The sequence below is a fragment of the Pseudomonas brassicacearum genome (assembly GCF_000585995.1).
In the GTDB taxonomy this organism is placed as follows: domain Bacteria; phylum Pseudomonadota; class Gammaproteobacteria; order Pseudomonadales; family Pseudomonadaceae; genus Aquipseudomonas; species Aquipseudomonas brassicacearum_A.
Map to the genome: position 1 here is coordinate 6,247,697 of NZ_CP007410.1, position 22,422 is coordinate 6,270,118.

24 protein-coding genes are annotated in these 22,422 nt (G+C 62.1%); 14 read left to right on the forward strand and 10 right to left on the reverse strand.

Features of this window, described 5'->3' with window-relative positions:
• Positions 1-97 precede the first annotated feature (97 nt).
• The 6 genes from metX (at position 98) to CD58_RS26950 (ending at position 4,460) form a co-directional block, all read left to right on the forward strand.
• Entirely contained in the window at positions 98-1,237 is a 1,140-nt protein-coding gene (gene metX / locus CD58_RS26925) for a homoserine O-succinyltransferase MetX (protein WP_025215971.1), read from the forward strand.
• Positions 1,238-1,244: 7 nt separating this feature from the next.
• Positions 1,245-1,865: a methionine biosynthesis protein MetW gene (gene metW / locus CD58_RS26930; protein WP_025215972.1), complete on the forward strand. Its 621-nt coding sequence runs from the start codon at positions 1,245-1,247 to the stop codon at positions 1,863-1,865.
• A gap of 26 nt (positions 1,866-1,891) precedes the next feature.
• A complete protein-coding gene (locus CD58_RS26935; RefSeq protein WP_025215973.1) occupies positions 1,892-2,326 on the forward strand; it encodes a DUF4426 domain-containing protein in 435 nt (144 codons plus the stop codon).
• Complete coding sequence (rdgB, locus tag CD58_RS26940; protein ID WP_025215974.1) at positions 2,323-2,919, forward strand: RdgB/HAM1 family non-canonical purine NTP pyrophosphatase; 597 nt, start codon at positions 2,323-2,325, stop codon at positions 2,917-2,919. The genes CD58_RS26935 and rdgB overlap by 4 nt, the downstream gene beginning before the upstream one ends.
• A gap of 62 nt (positions 2,920-2,981) precedes the next feature.
• The gene (gene hemW / locus CD58_RS26945) at positions 2,982-4,115 is read left to right on the forward strand and encodes a radical SAM family heme chaperone HemW (protein ID WP_235195336.1); all 1,134 of its coding nucleotides are present in this window, start codon (positions 2,982-2,984) and stop codon (positions 4,113-4,115) included.
• 21 nt (positions 4,116-4,136) lie between these two features.
• Positions 4,137-4,460, forward strand: a complete 324-nt coding sequence (locus CD58_RS26950; RefSeq protein ID WP_025215976.1) for a DUF3392 domain-containing protein — start codon at positions 4,137-4,139, stop codon at positions 4,458-4,460.
• Positions 4,461-4,591: 131 nt separating this feature from the next.
• Here the strand turns inward: CD58_RS26950 and trmB are convergent, their stop codons facing one another.
• The 4 genes from trmB to CD58_RS26970 form a co-directional block, all read right to left on the reverse strand.
• Positions 4,592-5,317, reverse strand: a complete 726-nt coding sequence (gene trmB, locus CD58_RS26955; protein ID WP_025215977.1) for a tRNA (guanosine(46)-N7)-methyltransferase TrmB — start codon at positions 5,315-5,317, stop codon at positions 4,592-4,594.
• A gap of 9 nt (positions 5,318-5,326) precedes the next feature.
• The gene (locus CD58_RS26960; RefSeq protein ID WP_003177480.1) at positions 5,327-6,121 is read right to left on the reverse strand and encodes a thiazole synthase; all 795 of its coding nucleotides are present in this window, start codon (positions 6,119-6,121) and stop codon (positions 5,327-5,329) included.
• A gap of 56 nt (positions 6,122-6,177) precedes the next feature.
• The gene (thiS, locus tag CD58_RS26965; RefSeq protein ID WP_162178158.1) at positions 6,178-6,378 is read right to left on the reverse strand and encodes a sulfur carrier protein ThiS; all 201 of its coding nucleotides are present in this window, start codon (positions 6,376-6,378) and stop codon (positions 6,178-6,180) included.
• A gap of 91 nt (positions 6,379-6,469) precedes the next feature.
• Positions 6,470-6,850 (reverse strand): DUF423 domain-containing protein, encoded by a 381-nt coding sequence (locus CD58_RS26970; protein WP_025215979.1) that lies wholly within the window; start codon positions 6,848-6,850, stop codon positions 6,470-6,472.
• Between the two features lie 73 nt (positions 6,851-6,923).
• On the opposite strand from CD58_RS26970, the gene mtgA reads away from it, so the two are divergent.
• A complete protein-coding gene (gene mtgA / locus CD58_RS26975) occupies positions 6,924-7,646 on the forward strand; it encodes a monofunctional biosynthetic peptidoglycan transglycosylase (RefSeq protein WP_025215980.1) in 723 nt (240 codons plus the stop codon).
• A gap of 182 nt (positions 7,647-7,828) precedes the next feature.
• Here mtgA and rpoH read toward each other — a convergent pair whose 3' ends face one another.
• From rpoH to ftsY, 4 genes are all read right to left on the reverse strand, one after another.
• Complete coding sequence (gene rpoH, locus CD58_RS26980; protein WP_003177476.1) at positions 7,829-8,683, reverse strand: RNA polymerase sigma factor RpoH; 855 nt, start codon at positions 8,681-8,683, stop codon at positions 7,829-7,831.
• A gap of 112 nt (positions 8,684-8,795) precedes the next feature.
• A complete protein-coding gene (gene ftsX, locus CD58_RS26985; protein WP_025215981.1) occupies positions 8,796-9,818 on the reverse strand; it encodes a permease-like cell division protein FtsX in 1,023 nt (340 codons plus the stop codon).
• Entirely contained in the window at positions 9,815-10,486 is a 672-nt protein-coding gene (ftsE, locus tag CD58_RS26990) for a cell division ATP-binding protein FtsE (protein ID WP_025215982.1), read from the reverse strand. The genes ftsX and ftsE overlap by 4 nt, the downstream gene beginning before the upstream one ends.
• Complete coding sequence (ftsY, locus tag CD58_RS26995) at positions 10,483-11,919, reverse strand: signal recognition particle-docking protein FtsY (RefSeq protein ID WP_025215983.1); 1,437 nt, start codon at positions 11,917-11,919, stop codon at positions 10,483-10,485. The genes ftsE and ftsY overlap by 4 nt, the downstream gene beginning before the upstream one ends.
• A gap of 343 nt (positions 11,920-12,262) precedes the next feature.
• Here ftsY and CD58_RS27000 point away from each other — a divergent pair, with 343 nt between their 5' ends.
• Genes CD58_RS27000 through CD58_RS27015 form a run of 4 tightly spaced genes read left to right on the forward strand, consistent with a single transcriptional unit; the run spans position 12,263 to position 16,745 of the window.
• A complete protein-coding gene (locus CD58_RS27000; RefSeq protein WP_025215984.1) occupies positions 12,263-13,618 on the forward strand; it encodes a M16 family metallopeptidase in 1,356 nt (451 codons plus the stop codon).
• Positions 13,611-15,101 carry a M16 family metallopeptidase gene (locus tag CD58_RS27005; protein ID WP_025215985.1) on the forward strand — a complete coding sequence of 497 codons (1,491 nt, stop codon included), beginning with the start codon at positions 13,611-13,613 and terminating at the stop codon, positions 15,099-15,101. Before CD58_RS27000 ends, CD58_RS27005 begins: the two co-directional genes overlap by 8 nt.
• Complete coding sequence (gene rsmD / locus CD58_RS27010) at positions 15,101-15,712, forward strand: 16S rRNA (guanine(966)-N(2))-methyltransferase RsmD (protein WP_025215986.1); 612 nt, start codon at positions 15,101-15,103, stop codon at positions 15,710-15,712. Before CD58_RS27005 ends, rsmD begins: the two co-directional genes overlap by 1 nt.
• Positions 15,713-15,746: 34 nt before the next feature.
• Complete coding sequence (locus CD58_RS27015) at positions 15,747-16,745, forward strand: hydrolase (RefSeq protein ID WP_025215987.1); 999 nt, start codon at positions 15,747-15,749, stop codon at positions 16,743-16,745.
• Positions 16,746-16,875: 130 nt separating this feature from the next.
• Here CD58_RS27015 and CD58_RS27020 read toward each other — a convergent pair whose 3' ends face one another.
• Positions 16,876-17,730: a sulfurtransferase gene (locus tag CD58_RS27020; RefSeq protein WP_025215988.1), complete on the reverse strand. Its 855-nt coding sequence runs from the start codon at positions 17,728-17,730 to the stop codon at positions 16,876-16,878.
• Positions 17,731-17,765: 35 nt separating this feature from the next.
• Positions 17,766-18,437 carry a TetR/AcrR family transcriptional regulator gene (locus CD58_RS27025; RefSeq protein ID WP_025215989.1) on the reverse strand — a complete coding sequence of 224 codons (672 nt, stop codon included), beginning with the start codon at positions 18,435-18,437 and terminating at the stop codon, positions 17,766-17,768.
• Positions 18,438-18,585: 148 nt separating this feature from the next.
• Between CD58_RS27025 and CD58_RS27030 the strand changes: the two genes are divergently transcribed.
• The 3 genes from CD58_RS27030 (at position 18,586) to CD58_RS27040 (ending at position 22,328) form a co-directional block, all read left to right on the forward strand.
• Positions 18,586-20,016 carry a coniferyl aldehyde dehydrogenase gene (locus tag CD58_RS27030; RefSeq protein WP_025215990.1) on the forward strand — a complete coding sequence of 477 codons (1,431 nt, stop codon included), beginning with the start codon at positions 18,586-18,588 and terminating at the stop codon, positions 20,014-20,016.
• A gap of 27 nt (positions 20,017-20,043) precedes the next feature.
• The gene (locus tag CD58_RS27035; protein WP_025215991.1) at positions 20,044-20,589 is read left to right on the forward strand and encodes a hypothetical protein; all 546 of its coding nucleotides are present in this window, start codon (positions 20,044-20,046) and stop codon (positions 20,587-20,589) included.
• 143 nt (positions 20,590-20,732) lie between these two features.
• On the forward strand, positions 20,733-22,328 hold the full coding sequence (locus tag CD58_RS27040; RefSeq protein WP_025215992.1) for a GMC family oxidoreductase: 1,596 nt from the start codon (positions 20,733-20,735) through the stop codon (positions 22,326-22,328).
• Positions 22,329-22,422 lie beyond the last annotated feature (94 nt).

Sequence of the window (22,422 nt, forward strand, 5' to 3'; positions counted from 1 at the left end):
ATCCCCTCGCAACCGTTGTATCCCCGGTTGCGCCTTTGCTTGCCGCTTGCCACAGCGGTCTTTAGACTTACGCCTCATTTCAACGCGAGCAGGGTCGATGCCAGCTGCCTTTCCCCCCGATTCCGTTGGTCTGGTGACGCCGCAAATGGCGCATTTCAGCGAGCCCCTGGCCCTGGCCTGCGGCCGTTCGTTGCCAGCCTATGACCTGATCTACGAAACCTACGGCACCCTCAATGCCACGGCGAGCAATGCCGTGCTGATTTGCCACGCCTTGTCGGGACATCACCATGCCGCCGGCTACCACAGCACCGACGACCGCAAGCCGGGTTGGTGGGACAGTTGTATCGGCCCGGGCAAGCCTATCGATACCAGCAAATTCTTCGTGGTCAGCCTGAACAACCTCGGGGGCTGCAACGGCTCCACCGGTCCCAGCAGCCTCAACCCGGACACCGGCAAGCCCTTCGGCGCCGACTTCCCGGTGCTCACCGTCGAAGACTGGGTCCACAGCCAGGCACGCCTGGCCGATCGCCTCGGCATCGCCCAGTGGGCGGCGGTCATCGGTGGCAGCCTGGGGGGCATGCAGGCCCTGCAATGGACCATCACCTACCCGGACCGCGTGCGCCACTGCCTGGCAATCGCCTCGGCCCCGAAGCTGTCGGCGCAGAACATCGCCTTCAACGAAGTGGCGCGCCAGGCGATCCTCACCGACCCCGAATTCCACGGTGGCTCGTTCCAGGAACACGGCGTGATCCCCAAGCGTGGCTTGATGCTGGCGCGGATGGTCGGGCACATCACCTACCTGTCCGATGATTCCATGGGCGAAAAATTCGGCCGTGGCCTCAAGAGCGAAAAGCTCAACTACGACTTCCACAGCGTCGAGTTCCAGGTGGAAAGCTACCTGCGCTATCAGGGCGAGGAGTTCTCCGGGCGCTTCGACGCCAACACCTACCTGTTGATGACCAAGGCACTGGACTACTTCGATCCAGCGGCGAATTTCGACGATGACCTGGCGAAAACCTTCGCCGGCGCCACGGCAAAGTTCTGCGTGATGTCGTTCACCACCGACTGGCGCTTCTCCCCGGCGCGCTCGCGGGAGCTGGTGGATGCGCTGATGGCCGCGCGCAAGGACGTCTGCTACCTGGAAATCGACGCGCCCCAGGGCCACGACGCCTTCTTGATCCCGATCCCGCGCTACCTGCAGGCGTTCGGCAACTACATGAACCGTATAACGCTGTGAGGACGCCATGAGAGCCGATCTGGACATCATCCAGGAATGGATCCCCGCCGGCAGCCGCGTGCTCGACCTGGGCTGCGGCAACGGCGAACTGCTGACCTGGCTGCGGGACAACAAGCAAGTGACCGGCTACGGCCTGGAAAACGACCCGGACAACATTGCCGAGTGCGTGGCCAAGGGCATCAACGTGATCGAGCAGGACCTGGACAAGGGTCTGGGCAACTTCGCCAGCAACAGTTTCGACATCGTGGTCATGACCCAGGCGCTGCAAGCGGTGCACTATCCGGACAAGATCCTCGACGAAATGCTGCGGGTCGGGCGCCAGTGCATCATCACCTTCCCCAACTTCGGGCATTGGCGTTGCCGCTGGTACCTGGCGAGCAAGGGCCGCATGCCAGTGTCGGATTTCCTGCCCTACACCTGGTACAACACGCCAAACATCCACTTCTGCACCTTCGAGGATTTCGAAGCGCTGTGCCGTGAACGTGAAGCCAAGGTCCTCGATCGCCTGGCCGTGGACCAGCAGCACCGCCACGGGTGGGCCAGCAAGCTATGGCCTAATCTATTAGGTGAAATAGGCATCTATCGGGTCAGCAGCCCAGGCCTTGCCGATCATCAGGTCGCGGTGTAAGCCCCGGCCGTACCCAGGAGCACGACATGAAACGTCTAGCGTTGTTTCTCATCACCGCTTGCCTGAGCGTTGGCGCCATGGCCGCCGATGTCATCAAGGGCGAGCGCAAGGAAGTGTTCGGTGACGTCACCGTGCACTACAACACGTTCAACTCCACCTTCCTGACGCCGGATATCGCCAAGGCTGCCGAGCTGATTCGCAGCAAGAACCAAGGCGTGATCAACGTTTCGGTACTCAGGGATGGCAAGCCATTGATGGCCCAGGTCAGCGGCTCGGTCAAGGACCTGACCAGCAAGACCATCCCCCTGACGTTCCGCCAGATCACCGAGCAGGGCGCGATTTACTACATCGCCCAATACCCGGTCGACCAACAGGAAACCCGCACCTTTGAAATCAAGGTGCAGACCGGCGACAAGATCAACACCCTCAACTTCAACCAGGAACTGTTCCCGGGCCAATGATGAACCTCACCCAACTCGTACTGGCCAGCCACAACGCCGGCAAGCTCAAGGAACTCCAGGCCATGCTTGGTGGATCGGTGCAATTGCGCTCGATTGGCGAGTTCAGCCAGGTGGAACCTGAAGAAACCGGCCTGTCGTTCGTCGAGAACGCTATCCTCAAGGCCCGCAATGCCGCACGCATCTCGGGCCTGCCGGCGTTGGCCGACGATTCCGGGTTGGCGGTGGACTTTCTCGGCGGCGCGCCGGGCATCTACTCGGCCCGTTACGCCGACGGCCAAGGTGACGCGGCGAACAATGCCAAGCTGCTGGAAGCGCTCAAGGACGTGCCGGAAGCCGAGCGTGGCGCGCAGTTCGTTTGCGTGCTGGCCCTGGTCCGGCATGCCGATGATCCGTTGCCGATCCTGTGCGAAGGCTTGTGGCACGGGCGCATTCTCACCGAGGCCAGTGGCGAGCACGGTTTCGGCTACGACCCGCTGTTCTGGGTGCCGGAGCGCAACTGCTCCAGCGCTGAACTGGGCCCGGTGGAAAAAAACCAACTGAGCCACCGCGCCCGCGCCATGGTCTTGCTGCGTCAACGCCTGGGCCTGCAATGACCGACGACGTCCCCGCACCCCTGATCCATGGTGGTGCACAAACCCCTCGGGCGCCGCTGCCGATGCTGCCGCCCCTGGCGTTGTACATCCACATCCCGTGGTGTGTACGCAAATGCCCTTATTGCGATTTCAACTCCCACACCGCCAGCCCGCAGCTGCCGGAAGAGGAATACGTCGACGCTTTGCTGGCCGATCTCGACCAGGACCTGCACGGGGTTCATGGCCGCGAATTGAGCTCGATCTTCTTCGGCGGCGGTACACCAAGCCTGTTCAGTGCCCAAGCTTTGGGCCGCCTGCTCAAGGGGGTCGAGGCGCGGATACCCTTCGCCCATGACATTGAAATCACCCTGGAAGCCAACCCCGGCACTTTCGAGCAAGAGAAGTTCGTCGCGTACCGGGCGCTGGGCATCAATCGCCTGTCCATCGGCATCCAGAGCTTCCAGCAGGCCAAGCTCGAGGCCCTGGGGCGGATCCACAACGGCGACGAGGCGGTACGCGCCGCCGGCATGGCCCGTCAGGCCGGGTTCGATAACTTCAACCTGGACCTGATGCATGGCCTGCCCGACCAGTCCCTCGACGATGCCCTGGGCGACCTGCGCCAGGCCATCGCCTTGAAGCCGACCCACCTGTCCTGGTACCAACTGACGCTGGAGCCGAACACGGTGTTCTGGAACCAGCCGCCGACCTTGCCAGAAGACGACACGCTGTGGGACATCCAGGAAGCCGGGCAAGCGCTGCTGGCCGAGCACGGCTACGCCCAATACGAAGTCTCGGCCTACGCCCAACCCGGCCGGGCGGCGCGGCATAACCTCAATTATTGGAGTTTCGGCGACTTCATCGGCATCGGCGCCGGCGCCCACGGCAAGCTCAGCCATCCGGACGGGCGCATCGTGCGCACCTGGAAGACCCGCCTGCCCAAGGACTACCTCAACCCGGCCAAACGCTTCCTCGCCGGCGAGAAAATCCTGACCAACGAAGAGTTGCCCTTCGAGTTCCTGATGAATGCCCTGCGCCTGACCGAAGGCGTTGATGCGCGGTTGTACCCGGAGCGCACCGGCCTGTCCCTGCAAAGCCTGGCCGAAGGCCGACGCGAGGCCGAACAAAGCGGGTTGTTGCAGGTCGAACCGACACGTCTGGCGGCCACCGAGCGTGGACAGCTGTTTCTCAATGACTTGCTACAGACATTTTTGAGCTAATCACCCAAACAAGGAAATCGAATGGATCTGGTACTCGACCTGCTCGCCACCGTGTCCCGCTGGAGCCGCAGCAACCTGTCGGAAATCTCCCTGGCCTTGGTGGGCTGCCTGCTGGTGCTGTTTGGTGCCGACATCAAGGGCTGGGTCGAGCAACGCCTGGGCAGCATCGCCGGCGCCTTGCGCGTCCCGTTGATCGCCCTGCTGTGCATGATCGGCAGCGGTGTGGCACTGATCTACGCCACACCGTGGGTCATCAGGGGGCTGAGCCAGTTCAACAACTACAGCCTGGCACCGGTGCTGTTGGTGGTGCTGGTGTTGATTGGCGTGGTGGCGGATCGTCGCTGATCCAGAGCACGCCAGAAAACAAATGTGGGAGCGGGCTTGCTCGCGATGGCGGTATAACAGTCAACATTGATGTTGGATGTCATGCCCTCATCGCGAGCAAGCTCGCTCCCACAGTTTTTACCGACTGATGTTTACGCCAACTTCTCGAACTTCAAATCCCAAACCCCATGCCCCAGCCGTTCGCCACGGCGTTCGAACTTGGTGATCGGCCGTTCGGTCGGGCGTGGCACGCACTTGCCGTCTTCGGCCAGGTTGCGATAACCGGGCGCCACGTTCATCACTTCCAGCATGTATTCGGCATAGGGTTCCCAGTCGGTGGCCATGTGCAGCACACCGCCGACCTTCAACTTGCTGCGCACCAGTTCAGCGAACGACGCCTGGACGATACGGCGCTTGTGGTGACGGCTTTTGTGCCACGGGTCCGGGAAGAACAGCATCAGCCGATCAAGGCTGTTGTCAGCCACGCAGCGGTTGAGCACTTCGATAGCGTCGCAATCGTAGACCCGCAGGTTGGTCAGCCCTTGGGTCAGCACGCCGTTGAGCAGCGCACCGACGCCAGGACGGTGCACTTCCACACCGATGAAATCCTGTTCCGGCGCTGCGGCGGCCATTTCCAGCAGCGAGTGGCCCATGCCGAAGCCGATTTCCAGCGAGCGCGGGGCCGAACGGCCGAACACTTGGTCAAAGTCCACCGGCGCATCGGCCAGGGGCAGGACAAACAGCGGTGAGCCCTGGTCCAGACCACGTTGCTGGCCTTCGGTCATGCGCCCGGCGCGCATCACGAAACTCTTGATGCGGCGGTGTTGGCGCTCTTCGCCCTCTTCCGGCAGGACAGGCGTGTCGTTCGATTCAGTCATCAATGGCTCTTACTTGATCAGACCATCCAGCGGCGAGGAGGCGCTGGCGTAGAGTTTTTTCGGCATGCGGCCGGCAAGGTACGCCAGGCGCCCGGCGACAATCGCGTGTTTCATCGCTTCGGCCATCAGGATCGGTTGCTGGGCGTGGGCGATGGCGGAGTTCATCAACACCGCTTCGCACCCCAGTTCCATGGCGATGGTCGCGTCGGAGGCGGTACCGACACCGGCATCCACCAGCACCGGGATCTTGGCTTCTTCCAGGATGATCTGCAGGTTGTACGGGTTGCAGATCCCCAGGCCCGTGCCGATCAAGCCGGCCAGCGGCATGACCGCGATGCAGCCGATTTCCGCCAACTGACGGGCGATGATCGGGTCATCGCTGGTGTACACCATCACGTCGAAACCTTCCTTGACCAGGGTTTCAGCGGCCTTGAGGGTTTCGATCACGTTGGGGAACAGGGTTTTCTGGTCCGCCAGCACTTCCAGCTTCACCAGGTTGTGGCCGTCGAGCAGTTCACGGGCCAGGCGGCAGGTGCGCACAGCCTCGATGGCGTCGAAGCAGCCGGCAGTGTTCGGCAGGATGGTGTAGCGATCCGGCGGCAGGATATCCAGCAGGTTCGGTTCCCCCGGGTTCTGGCCGATGTTGGTCCGGCGCACGGCGACGGTCACGATTTCGGCGCCCGAGGCCTCAATGGCCAGGCGGGTTTCTTCCATGTCGCGGTATTTGCCGGTGCCTACCAGCAAGCGCGACTGGTAGGTACGACCGGCCAGGACGAAGGGCTTGTCGCTACGAACGATGCTCATGGGAAATCCTCTGTTGGGGTGAGGTTCTTGCGAAATGCTGTGAAGCCGCTGGGTATTTAGCCGCCGCCGATGGCGTGGACCACTTCGACATTATCACCATCGTTCAGCGTGGTTTCGGCGTGCTGGCTGCGCGGGACGATATCCAGATTGAGTTCCACCGCCACACGGCGTCCGGTGAGTTCCAGACGGGTCAGCAGGGCCGCAACGGTTTCACCGTCGGGCAGGTCAAGGGGGTCGCCGTTCAACTGAATGCGCATGCCGGAAGCCGCCATCATTTTTAGGGGCTGGCATTCTAGCCCGATCAGTCAGGGTGACCCAAGTCCCTTGGTCAGCTATAAGCGGCGAGCTTCAAGCGGCAAGCTGCAAGCGCCACGCCGCGAGGCCCAGGCAGAGCCAGCCGATCAGGAACGCCACGCCGCCAAACGGTGTGATGATGCCCAGCTTGCTGATGCCCGTAAGGGTCAGCAGGTACAGGCTGCCGGAGAACAGCAGGATGCCGATGACAAACGAAATCCCGGCCCAGGTGACGATGCGACCGGGAATGTGCGTGGCCAGCAGCGCAACGCCGAATAACGCCAGGGCGTGCACCAGTTGATAGGTGACGCCGGTGTGGAAAATCGCCAGGTAATCGGCGCTCAAGCGATTTTTCAGGCCGTGGGCGGCAAACGCCCCCAGTGCCACGCCCGTAAAGCCGAAAAAAGCAGCCAGCATCAGAAAGCTACGCAGCATGAGAACTCCAATCAGACTCGGTGGACAGGGTCTGTATAATGGCCCGCTCGACGGGTTCGGCCAAGCCATCTCTATGCTGCGTTCATTGTTTCGACGATTCGTTAAAGCCCTGCTCTGGTTCGCCGTCGGCAGCGTTGTACTGGTGCTGCTGTTTCGCGTGGTGCCGCCGCCGTTCACGGCGCTGATGATCGAGCGCAAGGTCGAATCCTGGTTCGGCGGCGAACCGATCGACCTGCAACGCACCTGGCAGCCTTGGGACAAGATCTCCGACAGCCTCAAGGTCGCGGTGATCGCTGGCGAAGACCAGAAATTCCCCGAGCACTGGGGCTTCGACATCGGCGCGATCCAGGCCGCGTTTGCCCACAATGGGCGCGGCGGTTCGATTCGCGGCGCCAGTACCCTCAGCCAGCAAGTGTCCAAGAACCTGTTCCTGTGGTCGGGCCGCAGCTGGTTGCGCAAAGGGCTGGAGGCCTGGTTCACCGCCCTGATCGAAGTGCTCTGGCCCAAGCAGCGGATCCTCGAGGTGTACCTCAACAGCGTCGAGTGGGATGACGGTGTGTTCGGGGCTGAAGCCGCGGCACGCCATCACTTTCGCGTCAGCGCCGACGCCTTGTCCCGGCAGCAGGCAAGTGTGCTGGCGGCGGTATTGCCCAACCCACGGGTATGGAATGCCAGTCGGCCGAGCCCTTACGTGCTACGGCGGGCGAGTTGGATTCGCCAGCAGATGAGCCAGTTGGGGGGTGACAGCTACCTGCTGGAGCTCGATCGTTCGCGGCGAGCGCCCTGGGCGCAGTAGCCCAGGCACTTAGGACCCCTTGTGGGAGCGGGCTTGCTCGCGAAAGCGGTGCGTCAGACACATTGATATGGACTGACACACCGCATTCGCGAGCAAGCCCGCTCCCACAGAGGTTTTGCCCACACAAACAAAAACGCCCCGATCATCACTGATCGGGGCGTTTTTATTGCTGTTGCCGCAGGTCAAGCCGCAATCGACACCTTGAGCTTGTTCATCGCGCTCTTCTCAAGCTGGCGAATCCGCTCGGCCGACACGTTGTACTTCTGCGCCAGGTCATGCAGCGTGGCTTTTTCCTCAGCCAGCCAACGCTGGTAGAGGATGTCGCGGCTGCGTTCGTCCAGCACTTCCAGGGCTTCGTGCAGGTTGGTGTTGGAGTTGTCGCTCCAGTCGGCGTCTTCCAGTTGACGCGCCGGGTCGTACCGGTGGTCTTCCAGGTAGTTGGCCGGCGATTGGAAAGCGCTGTCGTCGTCCGCTTCCGCGGCCGGGTCGAAGGCCATGTCATGGCCGGTCAGGCGACTTTCCATCTCGCGCACTTCCCGAGGCTCTACGCCCAGGCTTTCAGCCACGCGATGAACTTCTTCGTTGTTCAGCCAGGCCAGGCGTTTCTTCTGGCTGCGCAGGTTGAAGAACAGCTTGCGCTGGGCCTTGGTGGTCGCGACTTTCACGATGCGCCAGTTGCGCAGGATGAACTCGTGGATTTCCGCCTTGATCCAGTGCACGGCAAACGACACCAGGCGTACACCCATTTCCGGGTTGAAACGCTTGACCGCCTTCATCAGGCCCACGTTGCCTTCCTGGATCAGGTCGGCCTGGGCCAGCCCGTAGCCGGAATAGCTGCGGGCGATATGTACGACAAAACGCAGGTGGGCGAGCACCATCTGCCGAGCCGCCTCAAGATCCTGCTCATAATAGAGACTCTCGGCCAGTTCACGCTCCTGCTCGGGCGTCAGCAATGGAATGCTGTTCACCGTGTGCACATAGGCCTCCAGGTTCGCACCCGGGACCAGAGCATAAGCAGGTTGCAAAGAAGTGGTCATACGAAAAAACCTCCGACTCACATAACTCGTGCAGTTCAGCACTGCGAAAATTGACCGGGAACCGCAGGACAAGTTCCCACAAAAAACGAAAGGTCAATACGCGCAAAAAACCCTATTTTGGCGCAAGCTCACGCAAGTGGCGTGCTACCGCAATCCAGGCACCGATATAACCCAACAGCACCGCACCAAGCAAGAGCGACAGACCGTCGGCGGCTGGCACGCCGGCCAGCGCAAAATCACTGCCGTACAAACCGGCCAGTCCCACGACCGCGTCGTTCAGCCAATCCAGGCCAAACGCCAACACACCCCAAGACAGAACCCCGGCACCGAAGCCATACAGCGCCCCCATATAAAGGAAGGGCCTGCGTACATAACTGTCCGTGCCGCCAACGAGTTTAATCACTTCTATCTCGGTGCGGCGGTTTTCAATATGAAGACGAATGGTATTGCCTATCACCAAAAGTAATGCAGACACCAGAAGCACCGTCAGGCCGAAGACAAACCGGTCACCGAGCTTGAGTATCGCTGCCAGACGCTCGACCCAGACTAGATCAAGTTGTGCCTGTTGTACCTTCGGCAATTCGGAAAGTCTTTGTCTTAATGCTTCAAGGGTCGGCTTGTCGACTTCATTCGGCGTCACCAGCACCACGCCTGGCAGCGGGTTTTCCGGCAGTTCCTTGAGGGCTTCGCCCAGGCCGGACTGCTGCTGGAACTCTTCCAGCGCCTGTTCGCGGCTGATGTATTCGGCATCGGCCACACCTGGCATGGCTTTGATCTGCTCGCTCAACGCCTGGCCTTCGCCCGGGGTCGCCTCCAATTGCAGGTACAGGGAAATCTGCGCCGCACGCTGCCAGGAGCCACCCAGACGCTCCACATTACTTAGCAATAATGACAGGCCCATGGGCAAACTCAGGGCCACCGCCATCACCATGCAGGTAAAGAAACTGCCGATGGGTTGTTTGCCCAGGCGCCGCAGGCTGTCCAACAGGCTGGCGCGATGGCTTTCGATCCAGGCGCGCAACAGCGTGGCGAAGTCCGGACCATCGTCATCGTCGCGCTTTTTCTTTTGCGGCTGTGGGTCGGAGGCTTTCGGGGCCACCCGTTCGGCCACTTTCGGGCTGCGAGTCGCACTCATACGCCGGCCTCCCCGTCACCAATCAATCGACCGCGCTGCAACGTGAGCATGCGGTGACGCATGCGCGCGATCAGCGCCAGGTCGTGACTGGCGATCAACACGCTGGTACCCAGGCGGTTGATGTCTTCGAACACGCCCATGATTTCCGCCGCCAGGCGCGGGTCGAGGTTACCGGTGGGTTCGTCCGCCAGCAGCAAGGCCGGGCGGTGGACGATGGCGCGGGCGATGCCGACGCGCTGTTGCTGGCCGGTGGACAGGTCGCCGGGGTACAGGTCGGTCTTGTCCGACAGGGCCACACGCTCCAGGGCCGAATCCACACGCTTGACGATCTCGGCCTTGGACAGGCCAAGGATCTGCAACGGCAACGCCACGTTGTTGAACACGGTGCGATCGAACAGCAACTGGTGATTCTGGAACACCACGCCGATCTGCCGCCGCAGGTAAGGGATCTGGGCATTGCTGATGGTGCTCAGGTCCTGGCCGGCCAGCAGCAGTTTGCCGGTGGAGGGCCGCTCCATCGCCAGCAGCAGGCGCAGCAAGGTACTTTTACCGGCGCCGGAATGGCCGGTGACAAACAGAAACTCGCCCCGACGGACCCGAAAGCTCAGCTCATGCAAGCCGACGTGACCGTTCGGATAGCGTTTACCGACCTGTTCGAAACGAATCATGAGTGCTCCCGCTCGGCAAACAGTGCCTGGACAAAGGGCTCGGCTTCAAAGGTGCGCAAATCGTCGATGCCTTCACCCACGCCGATGTAGCGAATGGGCAGGCCGAATTGCTTGGCCAGGGCGAAAATCACCCCGCCCTTGGCAGTGCCATCGAGCTTGGTCAGGGCCAGCCCGGTCAGTTCGACGGTCTGGTTGAACTGCTTGGCCTGGTTGATGGCGTTCTGGCCGGTACCGGCGTCCAGCACCAACAGCACTTCGTGGGGTGCGTCGGCATCGAGCTTGCCGATCACCCGACGAACCTTCTTCAGCTCTTCCATCAGGTTGTCTTTGGTGTGCAGGCGACCGGCCGTGTCAGCGATCAGCACGTCGATGCCACGGGCCTTGGCGGCCTGCACGGCGTCGAAGATCACCGACGCGGAGTCGGCGCCAGTGTGCTGGGCGATCACCGGAATCTTGTTGCGTTCGCCCCACACTTGCAGTTGTTCGACGGCAGCGGCGCGGAAGGTATCACCGGCGGCCAGCATGACTTTCTTGCCGTCAAGCTGCAGCTTCTTCGCCAGCTTGCCGATGGTGGTGGTCTTGCCAGCGCCGTTGACGCCCACCACCAGGATCACGAACGGCTTGTTCTGCGAGGTGATCACCAGTGGCTGTTCCACCGGCTTGAGCAGGCTTGTCAACTCGCCTTGCAGGGACTTGTACAGCGCGTCAGCATCGGTCAGCTGCTTGCGCGCGACCTTCTGGGTCAGGCTCCGGATGATCACCGAGGTGGCCTCGACGCCGACATCGGCGGTCAGCAGGCGGGTTTCGATGTCTTCGAGCAATTCGTCATCGATGACTTTCTTGCCCAGGAACAGGCTGGCCATGCCTTCGCCAATGCTGGCGCTGGTCTTGGACAGGCCTTGCTTGAGGCGGGCGAAGAAACCGACCTTGCTTTCCTCGGTGGTACGTACGGGCTCGGCGGGAGCAATCGTCTCCAGCAGCGCAGGTACTGGCTCGAGTGCCGTTTGCGCAATCACAGGCGCAACGGCAGCGACCGGCGGCTCAATGACCGGTTCGACGACTGGCGCCTCGACAACGTGTGTCGGAGCCGGAATGGGTGGCGTGACATGGGGTACCTGTGCGTCCTCGACCAGCGCGACCGGCTCTTCCGCCACCGGCAAGGTCAGCCAGGGCGTGTGCTCGGCGGGCGGGGTCAGCGGCTGCTCGACCGCTGGCTCGGCAGCGACTTCAGGCTCGACCGGTTGCAGCACCGGCTCGACCAGCGGCAGGACGATGGGCGGCGGTTCTTCGGCCACGGCCTCGGCGTCAGGCTCAGGCAGCACTTGTGGCTGTTCAACGACGGTTTCCTGCGGCTTCTTGCGCAGCCATCCGAACAGGCCTTTTTTCTCGCCAGCCGCAGCTGGGGTCTTCTTGTCGTCGTTGGAACCAAACATGGAGGACGGCTATCTCACGGTAGCGAAGCGCCACGAGGGCGCTTCGGTGATAAATATTCGATGCTGAACAGACTGCGTTTCATCCAGCTTGTTCACGCGCAACAGATTGTCGAAATGTCCCAAGGACACCTCATCGTCGATGTTTTCGAAGGACTGGCACGGCATCATCGGCGAAAACGCAGGGATCAACCAACAAACCCAGGGTTTCTCCGGGGAACCCAAACAGCCCGGGCCGATAAAAGGCCCGATAGGCGTGGCCGCCAGTAAAACGGACCGTTATCCTAGCACCCTCTCGCCCGCCGACGCTAAGACCTAGCGGGCAGCCCAACAGGTTTAAACACGAATGAATGCTCTTGCCCGCCGTGCTGCAGGCCTGCTGCTCAGCACAGTCTGCCTGCCCTTTTCAGTCCTGGCTGCCGATCCACAACCCACCCACGAATTTACCCTCGACAACGGCCTGAAGGTCGTGGTGCGCGAAGACCATCGTGCGCCAGTGGTGGTGTCCCAGGTCTGGTACAAGGTTGGTTCCAGTTATGAAACCCCCGGCCAGACCGGTTTGTCACACGCCCTGGAACACATGATGTTCAAGGGCAGCGAGAAAGTCGGCCCTGGCGAAGCGTCGCTGATCCTGCGGGACCTGGGCGCCGAAGAAAACGCCTTCACCAGCGATGACTTCACCGCTTATTACCAGGTGCTGGCCCGGGATCGCCTGGGCGTGGCCTTCGAACTGGAAGCCGACCGCATGGCCAGCCTGCGCCTGCCGCCGGAGGAATTCAGCCGCGAGATCGAGGTCATCAAGGAAGAGCGCCGCATGCGCACCGACGATAAGCCGATGTCCAAGGCCTTCGAGCGCTTCAAGGCCATGGCGTACCCCGCCAGCGGTTATCACACGCCAACCATCGGCTGGATGGCCGACCTGGACCGGATGACCGTCGAGGAACTGCGCCACTGGTACGAATCCTGGTACACCCCGAACAACGCAACCCTGGTGGTGGTCGGCGACGTGACGCCGGACGAGGTCAAGACCCTGGCCCAGCGTTACTTCGGCCCGATTGCCCGGCGCGACGTGCCGGTGGCGAAAATCCCCCTGGAGCTGGCCGAACCCGGCGAGCGCCAGATCACCCTGCATGTGCAGACCCAACTGCCAAGCCTGATGCTGGCCTTTAATGTGCCGAGCATCGCGACCGCCACGGACAAAACGTCGGTCAACGCCCTGCGGCTGATCTCGGCCCTGCTGGACGGTGGCTACAGCGGCCGGATCCCGACCCAGCTGGAGCGCGGCGAAGAGCTGGTGTCCGGCGGATCGTCGAGCTACGACGCCTACACCCGTGGCGATACACTGTTCACTTTGTCGGCAACGCCCAACACGCAGAAAAACAAAACCCTCGCCCAGGCCGAAGCCGGTCTGTGGCGGCTGCTCGATCAGTTGAAAACCACCGCCCCGACTGCTGAAGAACTGGAACGCGTGCGCGCCCAGGTCATTGCCGGCCTGGTGTACGAGCGCGATTCAATCACCAGCCAGGCCACCGCCATCGGCCAGTTGGAAACCGTCGGTTTGTCCTGGAAGCTGATGGACACCGAGCTCGCCGAACTGCAAAGCGTGACCCCGCAAGATATCCAGAAGGCAGCCCAGCTGTATTTCACCCGCTCGCGCCTGAGCGTTGCGCACGTCCTGCCCGAGGAGAAAGCTCATGAGTGAGCGCAAATCATCGCGCCTGGTGCTGATCGGCCTGGTGTCTATCGCCCTGATCGGCGCCCTGGCCTTCTATCTGTCCCCCACCACTGGCGTCACCGCGAGCCAGGCCCTGGATAACGCCAAGTCTGGCAACAAGCTGCAATCACTGGCGGAACTGGACGGTAAAGCTCCCAGCCACCGCCAGCTCGACGTGCAGACCTGGACAACCACTGATGGCGCCAAGGTGTTGTTCGTCGAAGCCCGGGAGCTGCCGATGTTCGACCTGCGCCTGACCTTTGCCGCTGGCAGCAGCCAGGACGGCGACGCTCCCGGCCTCGCCCTGCTGACCAATGCCATGCTCAACGAAGGTGTGGCCGGCAAAGACGTCGGCGCCATCGCCCAGGGTTTCGAAAGCCTCGGCGCGGACTTCGGCAACGGCGCCTACCGAGACATGGCCGTGGCATCGCTGCGCAGCCTCAGCGCGGTGGACAAGCGTGAGCCAGCACTGAAGTTGTTCGCCGAAGTTGTCGGTAAACCGACCTTCCCCGCCGACTCCTTCGCCCGCATCAAGAACCAGATGCTCGCCGGTTTCGAATACCAGAAACAAAATCCCGGCAAATTGGCGGGCCTGGAACTGATGAAACGCCTGTACGGCGATCACCCTTATGCCCACTCCAGTGACGGCACCGCAGAAAGCATTCCACCGATCACACTGGCTCAGGCCCAGGCTTTCCATGCCAAGGCCTATACCGCCAGCAACACGGTGATTGCCCTGGTGGGCGACTTGTCCCGCGCCGAGGCCGAAGCGATGGCCAACCAGGTGTCCGCCGCGCTGCCCAAGGGCCCGGCCCTGGCGAACACTCCACCGCCGGTGGAACCTAAGGCGAGCGTGACGCATATCGAGTTTCCGTCCAAGCAGACCAACCTGATGCTCGCGCAACTGGGCATCGACCGGGACGATCCGGACTATGCAGCAGTGTCCCTGGGCAACCAGATTCTCGGCGGCAGTGGTTTCGGCACGCGCCTTATGACCGAGGTGCGGGAAAAGCGCGGCCTGACCTATGGCGTGTATTCCGGCTTCACGCCGATGCAAGGCCGCGGCCCGTTCATGATCAACCTGCAAACCCGAGCCGAGATGAGCGAAGGCACGTTGAAATTGGTGCAGGAGGTGTTTGCCGACTACCTCAAGAACGGCCCCACCCAGAAAGAACTCGATGACGCCAAGCGCGAGCTGGCCGGCAGTTTCCCACTGTCCACCGCCAGCAACGCCGATATTGTCGGCCAACTCGGCGCGATGGGCTTCTATGACTTGCCGCTGAGCTACCTGGAAGACTTCATGCGCCAGTCCCAGGCACTGACGGTCGAACAGGTCAGGGTCGCGCTGAACAAACACCTGAGCACCGACAAAATGATCATCGTCACTGCCGGCCCGACCGTGCCACAAAAGCCACTACCGGCCCCTACTGAAAAACCTGCCGAGCAACCGCTCGGGGTTCCGGAGCACTAATGGCCCGCCCATCGAATTCCAGCAAAAAACCCGTTCACAACGGAGTGAATCAATTGCGCATCATCGGCGGCGAATGGCGCAGCCGCCGCCTGAGCTTCCCGGACGCCCCCGGCCTTCGACCGACCCCGGACCGGGTCCGCGAAACCCTGTTCAACTGGCTCGCGCCTTACGTAGCAGGCGCCCGGGTGCTCGACCCGTTCGCTGGCAGCGGTGCGCTGTTTCTCGAAGCGCTGTCCCGCGGCGCGGCGATGGGCCAGGCATTGGACGCCAGCAGCCTGGCGGTCTCCAGCCTGAAAGAACACCTGGGGACCCTGCGCTGCACCGTCGGCCAGGTGCAGACCGCCGACGCGCTGCGCTACCTGGATGGACAACCGGCGACCCCCTTCGACCTGGTGTTCCTGGACCCACCGTTCAACCAGAATCTGCTGCCTGCAGTCTGTGCCTTGCTCGAGGAACGGCATTGGCTGGCCGAGGATGCCTGGGTCTACACTGAAAGCGAGACCGCCCCGTCCACCCTGGGCTTGCCGGGCAATTGGCGCCTGCATCGCGAGCAGAGGTCTGGACGGGTGTATTACGCGTTGTGGCAACGTATGGCAGAGACCGTTAGTTGAACGGCTGGCCAGTGCATCGAGAATAATAATAATGATGTCCGCTGCATCTGAACGTTTCGTCCCCGCCCTGGGCCTTGGCAATCCGCACTTGCAAACCTTGTGGGGTCCACTATGGCGCAAGACCACCCACGTCGATCGCGAACGCGAGCGCCTCTGGCTCGATGACGGCGACTTCCTCGACCTCGACTGGCATGGGCCCCACAGCGCCAATGCGCCACTGGTGCTGGTGCTGCACGGGCTGACGGGCTCTTCCAACTCGCCTTACGTCGCCGGCCTGCAACAAGCCCTCGGCGGCCAGGGTTGGGCCAGTGTCGCGCTGAATTGGCGCGGCTGTTCGGGCGAGCCAAACCTGTTGCCCCGCAGCTATCACTCCGGCGTCAGCGAAGACCTGGCCGCCACGATCACCCATCTTCGCGCCCGACGGCCCTTGGCGCCGCTGTTTGCGGTGGGTTATTCACTGGGCGGCAATGTGCTGCTCAAGCACCTGGGGGAAACCGGCGGCGACAGCCAGCTGCAGGGCGCGGTGGCGGTCTCGGTACCGTTCCGCCTCGACCAGTGCGCTGATCGCATCGGCCAGGGATTTTCCAAGTTCTACCAGGCGCATTTCATGCGTCAACTGGTGGCCTACGTGCGCAACAAGCAACACCAGTTCCAGCACGACGGACGCCACGAAGGGCTGGCGACCCTGACGGCGCTAGGCCCACTGGAAAACATGCGCACCTTCTGGGACTTCGACGGCCGGATTACGGCGCCGTTGCACGGGTTCTCGGATGCGGCGGATTATTATCGCCGCGCCTCCAGTCGTTATTTCATGGGTGGGATCAAGACACCGACCCTGGTCATCCAGGCTGCCGATGATCCTTTTGTGTTCCCCCACAGCTTGCCCGAACCCGGCGAGCTGTCCGCCTCGACCCAACTCGAGCTGCACGCCCAGGGCGGGCATGTGGGTTTTGTCGACGGGACCTTGCGGCGCCCGGGGTATTACCTGGAGCGGCGGATACCTACATGGTTGGCCCATCTGCGCCGGGAATGAGCCTTGCTTGGTTTTTTGTGGCGAGGGAGCTTGCTCCCGCTGGGCTGCGAAGCAGCCCCTCCTCAGGTGAGTGCTGCGCACTCAAGCGGGAGCAAGCTCCCTCGCCACAAAAGCTCCCTTGCCAATCACATCATTCGCCCTTCGCCACGCCCCGCTGCGGATCGGTGATCCACTCACTCCATGAGCCCGCGTACAACCTTCCCAACGGATAGCCGGCCAGGCATAAGGCAAACAGGTTATGGCACGCCGTCACGCCAGAGCCGCAATAGGCCACCAGCTCAGTCGGCGAACGCCCCCGCAGTTTTTCGGCGAAACGTTGCTTGAGCTGATCCGCCGACAAGAAACGCCCGTCTGCGCCCAGGTTGTCGGTGAACGCTGCGCATTGGGCACCAGGAATATGTCCAGCCACGGGATCGATCGGTTCAACCTCGCCCTTGAAGCGCGGCAACGCCCGGGCATCCAGCAGAGTCATGTCCGGCTGGCCGAGCCGCTGTTGCAGCGCTTGTGCATTGAGTACCAAGGCCGCGTCCGGCGAACCACTGAAGGTGCCGCGACGGCCCAGCGGCGGATCGAGACTAAGCGGCAGGCCGGCGGCATGCCAGGCCTTGAGCCCGCCGTCGAGGATGAACACGCCATCGCGTTTCCCCAGCCAGGCCAGCAACCACCAGGCTCGGGCGGCATAGGCCCCGGGGCCGTCGTCATACAGCACGATGTCGCTGTCGTTGCTGATGCCCCAGGCTTGCAGGCGCTCTATCAATGCCTCGGGCTCCGGAAGCGGATGGCGTCCGGTCACGCCCTTGGTCACCGGCCCGCTCAAATCTCGTTCGAGGTCGGCGAACGACGCCCCGGCGATATGGCCCTCGGCGTAGCTGCGCTGACCGTAATCGGGGTCTTCCAGGGCAAAACGACAATCGAGGATCACCAGTCCGGGCCGTGACCTTTGCTGCTCGAGGGCTTGAGGGCTGATGAGTTGCGCGATGGGCATGCTGAGCTCCTGTGGTTAAGTCGAGGGTCCGATGCCTACAGCCCTTCTTCCAAGGTCCGGGCCAGGGGGACGTAATACTCTTTGAACAATGCATCCACCGCTTCGCGGGCCTGATCGGTCACGAAGCCGGCCTCCAGCACCAGCACCTGGTAGACGCCACGCTTGATGGCCTGTTCGCTCAGATGGCTGGAGTTTTCTCGCGTCGTGCACAGAAATCGCACCCAGGACGTGAGGATGATCCAGGCGTTGAGGGTCAGGGATTCGATCTGCACCCGGTCCATCTTCAGGATACCGGCCGCCACGAAGCCCTCGTAGATCGCCGTACCGTGGATCAGGCAGCGCTGGGAAAACCGACGATAGCGGGCCGCGAGGTCTGGGTCGCTGTCGAGCAGATGCTCCAGGTCCCGGTGCAAGAACCGGTAGCGCCACATCGCCGACAGCAGTTCCTGCAGGTAGAAACGCTTGTCGTCCACTGTGGATGCGCGACCCTGGGGCGGACGCAGGAAACTGTCCACCAGGTTTTCGTATTCGCTGAACAGCACGGCGATGATCGCCTGCTTGTTGGGAAAGTGGTAGTAGAGGTTGCCTGGGGACATGTCCATGTGGGCGGCAATGTGATTGGTGCTGACACTGCGCTCGCCCTGCTGATTGAACAGTTCGAGGCTGTTTTGCACGATGCGCTCGCTGGTTTTCATTCGTGGGACCATGGTTTGGGCTTTAATTCGACGAAGGCATTGAATGGCATCTTACGACCTATCGGTGATAGGAAAAACCCAAAGCCGTTGCGGATGCCATTGACTTTCTAGAGTACAAGCTCTAGAAAACATCCATTCTAATAATATCCGGTGCCCGACAATGCCTGCCGACGTTGCTTACCTGCACGAGTCTCAACAGCAACTGGGCGCACTGCGGTCGCTCTTCGACGCCCAGCGCCAAGCCTACGCCGCCCATCCGATGCCACCGGCAGAACAACGCCGGCAATGGCTCAAGGCATTGCAGGAGCTGTTGAGCAACGAGCGACAAGCGTTGATCGACGCCATCAGCCAGGATTTCAGTCACCGCAGCGCCGACGAAACACTGTTGGCCGAGTTGATGCCGAGCCTGCACGGCATCCATTACGCCAGCCGGCACCTCAAGGGCTGGATGAAACCCGCCCGACGCAAGGTGGGCATGGCGTTCCAGCCGGCATCGGCCAAAGTGATGTATCAGCCGCTGGGCGTGGTCGGGGTCATCGTGCCCTGGAACTACCCATTGTTTTTGGCCATTGGCCCGTTGGTGGGGGCGTTGTCGGCAGGTAACCGGGTGATGCTCAAGCTCAGCGAATCGACCCCTGCGACCGGCTTGCTGCTCAAGCAATTGCTGGCCCGGATCTTTCCCCAGGACCTGGTAGGCGTGGTACTCGGTGAGGCCGAGGTCGGCATGGCGTTTTCCAAACTCCCGTTCGATCACCTGTTGTTCACCGGTGCCACCAGCATTGGCAAGCACGTGATGCGTGCCGCCGCCGAAAACCTGACCCCGGTCACCCTCGAACTCGGTGGAAAATCCCCAGCCATCGTCTCTGTCGATGTGCCGCTCAAGGACGCCGCCGAGCGCATTGCCTTCGGCAAAACCATGAATGCCGGACAAACCTGTGTCGCACCGGACTACGTGCTGGTCCCGCAGAACCGTGTCGGTGAATTCGTTGAAGCGTATCGCCAGGCGGTTCGCGGGTTTTATCCGACCTTGGCTGATAACCCGGACTACACCGCAATCATCAACGAACGACAGCTGGCGCGGCTCAACGGCTACATCAGCGACGCCACCGCCAAGGGGGCGCTGCTGATTGAACTGTTCGACCAAGGCCAGGGGCGGCGCATGGCCCACAGCCTGTTGCTCAACGTCAGCGATGACATGACCGTCATGCAGGACGAAATCTTCGGCCCGCTGCTGCCCATCGTGCCTTATGAGAGCCTGGACCAGGCATTTGCCTACATCAGTCAGCGACCTCGTCCGCTGGCGCTGTACTACTTTGGCTACAACAAGGCCGAACAGAACCGTGTACTCAACGAAACCCATTCCGGCGGCGTCTGCCTGAACGACACGTTGTTGCACGTGGCCCAGGACGACTTACCGTTCGGCGGCATTGGTGCCTCGGGAATGGGGCACTACCACGGGCACGAAGGTTTCCTGACGTTCAGCAAAGCCAAAGGCGTGCTGACCAAACAGCGCTTCAATGCCGCAAGGCTGATTTATCCGCCTTACGGCAAACCTCTGCAGAAACTGATCCAGAAGCTGTTTGTCCGCTAACGCGCGTCTGTCCGGGTAATCACAATAATGAACCCAAGCCTCACCGCTACACCCGCCCTGTCACGGCGCGGCCTGCTGAAATTCAGCTTCGGCGCCAGCGTGTTCCTGGCCACCGTCGGGTTGGGAGCCAGCCTGAGCGGTTGCTCGCCGAGCCAGCCGGCCAGCGGTCTGGCGGCCCTGCGTGACGGCGATCTGCCGTTCTTGCGTGCCGTCATCCCGGTGCTGCTGGACGGCGCCGTGGCCATTGAACAGATTCCCGCCGCCACTGAAGCCACCCTGCAAAGCCTCGACAGCGGCCTGGCTCATCTGTCCCCGACCATGCTCAAGCTCACGCGCCAACTGTTCGACGTGCTCACGCTGGGTGTGACTCGCGGGCCGCTGACCGGGATCTGGGGCTCGTGGGAAAACGCCAGCGCCGATGACATCCGCCAGTTCCTCGATCGATGGGAAAACAGCTCGCTGAATTTGCTGCGACAAGGCCACAGCTCGTTGCTGCAAATGGTGATGATGGCGTGGTACAGCCGGGCCGAGGCCTGGGCGCATTGCGGGTATCCGGGACCGCCCAAGATTTGAAAACCAAGTGAAATCCTGTGGGAGCGAGCTTGCTCGCGATGGCGGTGTGTCAGTCAATGCAGTTGCGGCTGATGCGACGCCATCGCGAGCAAGCTCGCTCCCACAGGGGCCTCGCAAACTCTAAATAATAAGAGACCCCTAACATGCCCGTACCCGATCCCTTCCGCGAAGGCCTGGCCCGTGGCTGGACCACCTACAACGGCGCGCAACTGACCCAGGACCTGACGCTGGAAGCGGACGTGGCGATTATCGGCAGCGGCGCGGGTGGTGGCACCACGGCCGAAATCCTCAGTGCTGCCGGCTACAACGTGCTGTTGATCGAGGAAGGACCACTCAAGACCAGCCATGACTTCAAGTTGCTCGAGGACCAGGCCTACACCAGCCTCTACCAGGAAGGCCTCGGGCGCATGAGCAAGGACGGCGCCATCACCATTCTCCAGGGCCGGGCGGTCGGTGGCACGACGCTGATCAATTGGACCTCCAGCTTCCGTACGCCCGACCAGACCCTCGACCACTGGGCGGCCGAGCACAACGTCAAGGGCCACAGCCCCGCTGAAATGGCGCCTTGGTTTGAACAGATGGAACAACGCCTGGGGGTGGCGCCCTGGCTGATTCCACCCAATGCCAACAACGACGTGATCCGCAAAGGCTGTGAAAAACTGGGCTACAGCTGGCACGTGATCCCGCGCAATGTGCGCGGCTGCTGGAACCTGGGCTATTGCGGCATGGGCTGCCCGACCAACGCCAAGCAGTCGATGCTGGTCACCACCATCCCGGCCACCCTGGACAAGGGTGGGGCGCTGCTTTACCTGGCGCGGGCCGAGCGCCTGACCCTCAAGAACGATACGATTACCGGGCTTGAGTGCCTGGCCATGGATGAGCGCTGCGTAGCGCCGACCGGGCGTCGCATCACGGTCAAGGCGCGACACTACGTACTGGCCGGTGGTGGCATCAACAGCCCGGCCCTGCTGCTGCGCTCCGACGCGCCGGACCCGTATGAACGCCTGGGCAAGCGGACTTTCCTGCATCTGGTGAACATGTCCGCCGGGCAATTCGACGAGGTCATCAACCCGTTCTACGGCGCGCCGCAGTCGATTTATTCGGATCACTTTCAATGGCAGGACGGTACCGCTGGCCAGATGTCCTACAAGCTGGAGGTCCCGCCCTTGCATCCGGCCCTCGCCGCCACGCTATTAGGCGGGTTTGGCAGCGAGAACGCCCTGCACATGGCGCAACTGCCCCACACCCACGCCATGCTGGCGTTGTTGCGCGACGGTTTTCATCCGGACAGCCCCGGCGGCCGCGTCGAGTTGCGCAGCGACGGCACGCCCGTGCTCGACTACGCGGTATCGCCCTACGCCTGGAACGGTTTGCGCCGGGCATTCCACAGCATGGCCGAGATTCAGTTCGCCGGCGGCGCCCGGGCGGTCATGCCAATGCACAGCGATGCCCGCTACGTGAAGACCTTGGCCGAAGCGCGCTCGCTGATCGACGGCCTGGACCTCGCCTTGTACCGCACGCGCCTGGGCAGCGCCCACGTGATGGGTGGCTGTGCCATGGGAGAAGATCCGAAAACCGCCGTCACCGACAGCCTCGGCCGTCATCATCAACTGAACAATCTTTCGATCCATGACGGCTCGTTATTCCCCACCAGCATCGGCGCCAATCCACAATTATCGGTGTACGGGCTAACCGCTCAACTGGCGACTTCCCTGGCCGAACGCCTGAAAAAATCATGAATATGTGGATTATTCGCAGCGTCTATAGTGCTTTCTTACCCAACAGCCGACTTGGCCGACCGAGAAGGCTGCGATACCATCCGACTCCCCAACG

What these genes read in the sequence shown, in the direction of transcription:
- metX (WP_025215971.1), top strand. Translation starts at nt 98, where the DNA reads ATGCCAGCTGCCTTTCCCCCCGATTCCGTTGGTCTGGTGACGCCGCAA.
- metW (WP_025215972.1), top strand. Translation starts at nt 1,245, where the DNA reads ATGAGAGCCGATCTGGACATCATCCAGGAATGGATCCCCGCCGGCAGC.
- CD58_RS26935 (WP_025215973.1), top strand. Translation starts at nt 1,892, where the DNA reads ATGAAACGTCTAGCGTTGTTTCTCATCACCGCTTGCCTGAGCGTTGGC.
- rdgB (WP_025215974.1), top strand. Translation starts at nt 2,323, where the DNA reads ATGATGAACCTCACCCAACTCGTACTGGCCAGCCACAACGCCGGCAAG.
- hemW (WP_235195336.1), top strand. Translation starts at nt 2,982, where the DNA reads ATGCTGCCGCCCCTGGCGTTGTACATCCACATCCCGTGGTGTGTACGC.
- CD58_RS26950 (WP_025215976.1), top strand. Translation starts at nt 4,137, where the DNA reads ATGGATCTGGTACTCGACCTGCTCGCCACCGTGTCCCGCTGGAGCCGC.
- trmB (WP_025215977.1), bottom strand. Translation starts at nt 5,317, where the DNA reads ATGACTGAATCGAACGACACGCCTGTCCTGCCGGAAGAGGGCGAAGAG.
- CD58_RS26960 (WP_003177480.1), bottom strand. Translation starts at nt 6,121, where the DNA reads ATGAGCATCGTTCGTAGCGACAAGCCCTTCGTCCTGGCCGGTCGTACC.
- thiS (WP_162178158.1), bottom strand. Translation starts at nt 6,378, where the DNA reads ATGCGCATTCAGTTGAACGGCGACCCCCTTGACCTGCCCGACGGTGAA.
- CD58_RS26970 (WP_025215979.1), bottom strand. Translation starts at nt 6,850, where the DNA reads ATGCTGCGTAGCTTTCTGATGCTGGCTGCTTTTTTCGGCTTTACGGGC.
- mtgA (WP_025215980.1), top strand. Translation starts at nt 6,924, where the DNA reads ATGCTGCGTTCATTGTTTCGACGATTCGTTAAAGCCCTGCTCTGGTTC.
- rpoH (WP_003177476.1), bottom strand. Translation starts at nt 8,683, where the DNA reads ATGACCACTTCTTTGCAACCTGCTTATGCTCTGGTCCCGGGTGCGAAC.
- ftsX (WP_025215981.1), bottom strand. Translation starts at nt 9,818, where the DNA reads ATGAGTGCGACTCGCAGCCCGAAAGTGGCCGAACGGGTGGCCCCGAAA.
- ftsE (WP_025215982.1), bottom strand. Translation starts at nt 10,486, where the DNA reads ATGATTCGTTTCGAACAGGTCGGTAAACGCTATCCGAACGGTCACGTC.
- ftsY (WP_025215983.1), bottom strand. Translation starts at nt 11,919, where the DNA reads ATGTTTGGTTCCAACGACGACAAGAAGACCCCAGCTGCGGCTGGCGAG.
- CD58_RS27000 (WP_025215984.1), top strand. Translation starts at nt 12,263, where the DNA reads ATGAATGCTCTTGCCCGCCGTGCTGCAGGCCTGCTGCTCAGCACAGTC.
- CD58_RS27005 (WP_025215985.1), top strand. Translation starts at nt 13,611, where the DNA reads ATGAGTGAGCGCAAATCATCGCGCCTGGTGCTGATCGGCCTGGTGTCT.
- rsmD (WP_025215986.1), top strand. Translation starts at nt 15,101, where the DNA reads ATGGCCCGCCCATCGAATTCCAGCAAAAAACCCGTTCACAACGGAGTG.
- CD58_RS27015 (WP_025215987.1), top strand. Translation starts at nt 15,747, where the DNA reads ATGTCCGCTGCATCTGAACGTTTCGTCCCCGCCCTGGGCCTTGGCAAT.
- CD58_RS27020 (WP_025215988.1), bottom strand. Translation starts at nt 17,730, where the DNA reads ATGCCCATCGCGCAACTCATCAGCCCTCAAGCCCTCGAGCAGCAAAGG.
- CD58_RS27025 (WP_025215989.1), bottom strand. Translation starts at nt 18,437, where the DNA reads ATGGTCCCACGAATGAAAACCAGCGAGCGCATCGTGCAAAACAGCCTC.
- CD58_RS27030 (WP_025215990.1), top strand. Translation starts at nt 18,586, where the DNA reads ATGCCTGCCGACGTTGCTTACCTGCACGAGTCTCAACAGCAACTGGGC.
- CD58_RS27035 (WP_025215991.1), top strand. Translation starts at nt 20,044, where the DNA reads ATGAACCCAAGCCTCACCGCTACACCCGCCCTGTCACGGCGCGGCCTG.
- CD58_RS27040 (WP_025215992.1), top strand. Translation starts at nt 20,733, where the DNA reads ATGCCCGTACCCGATCCCTTCCGCGAAGGCCTGGCCCGTGGCTGGACC.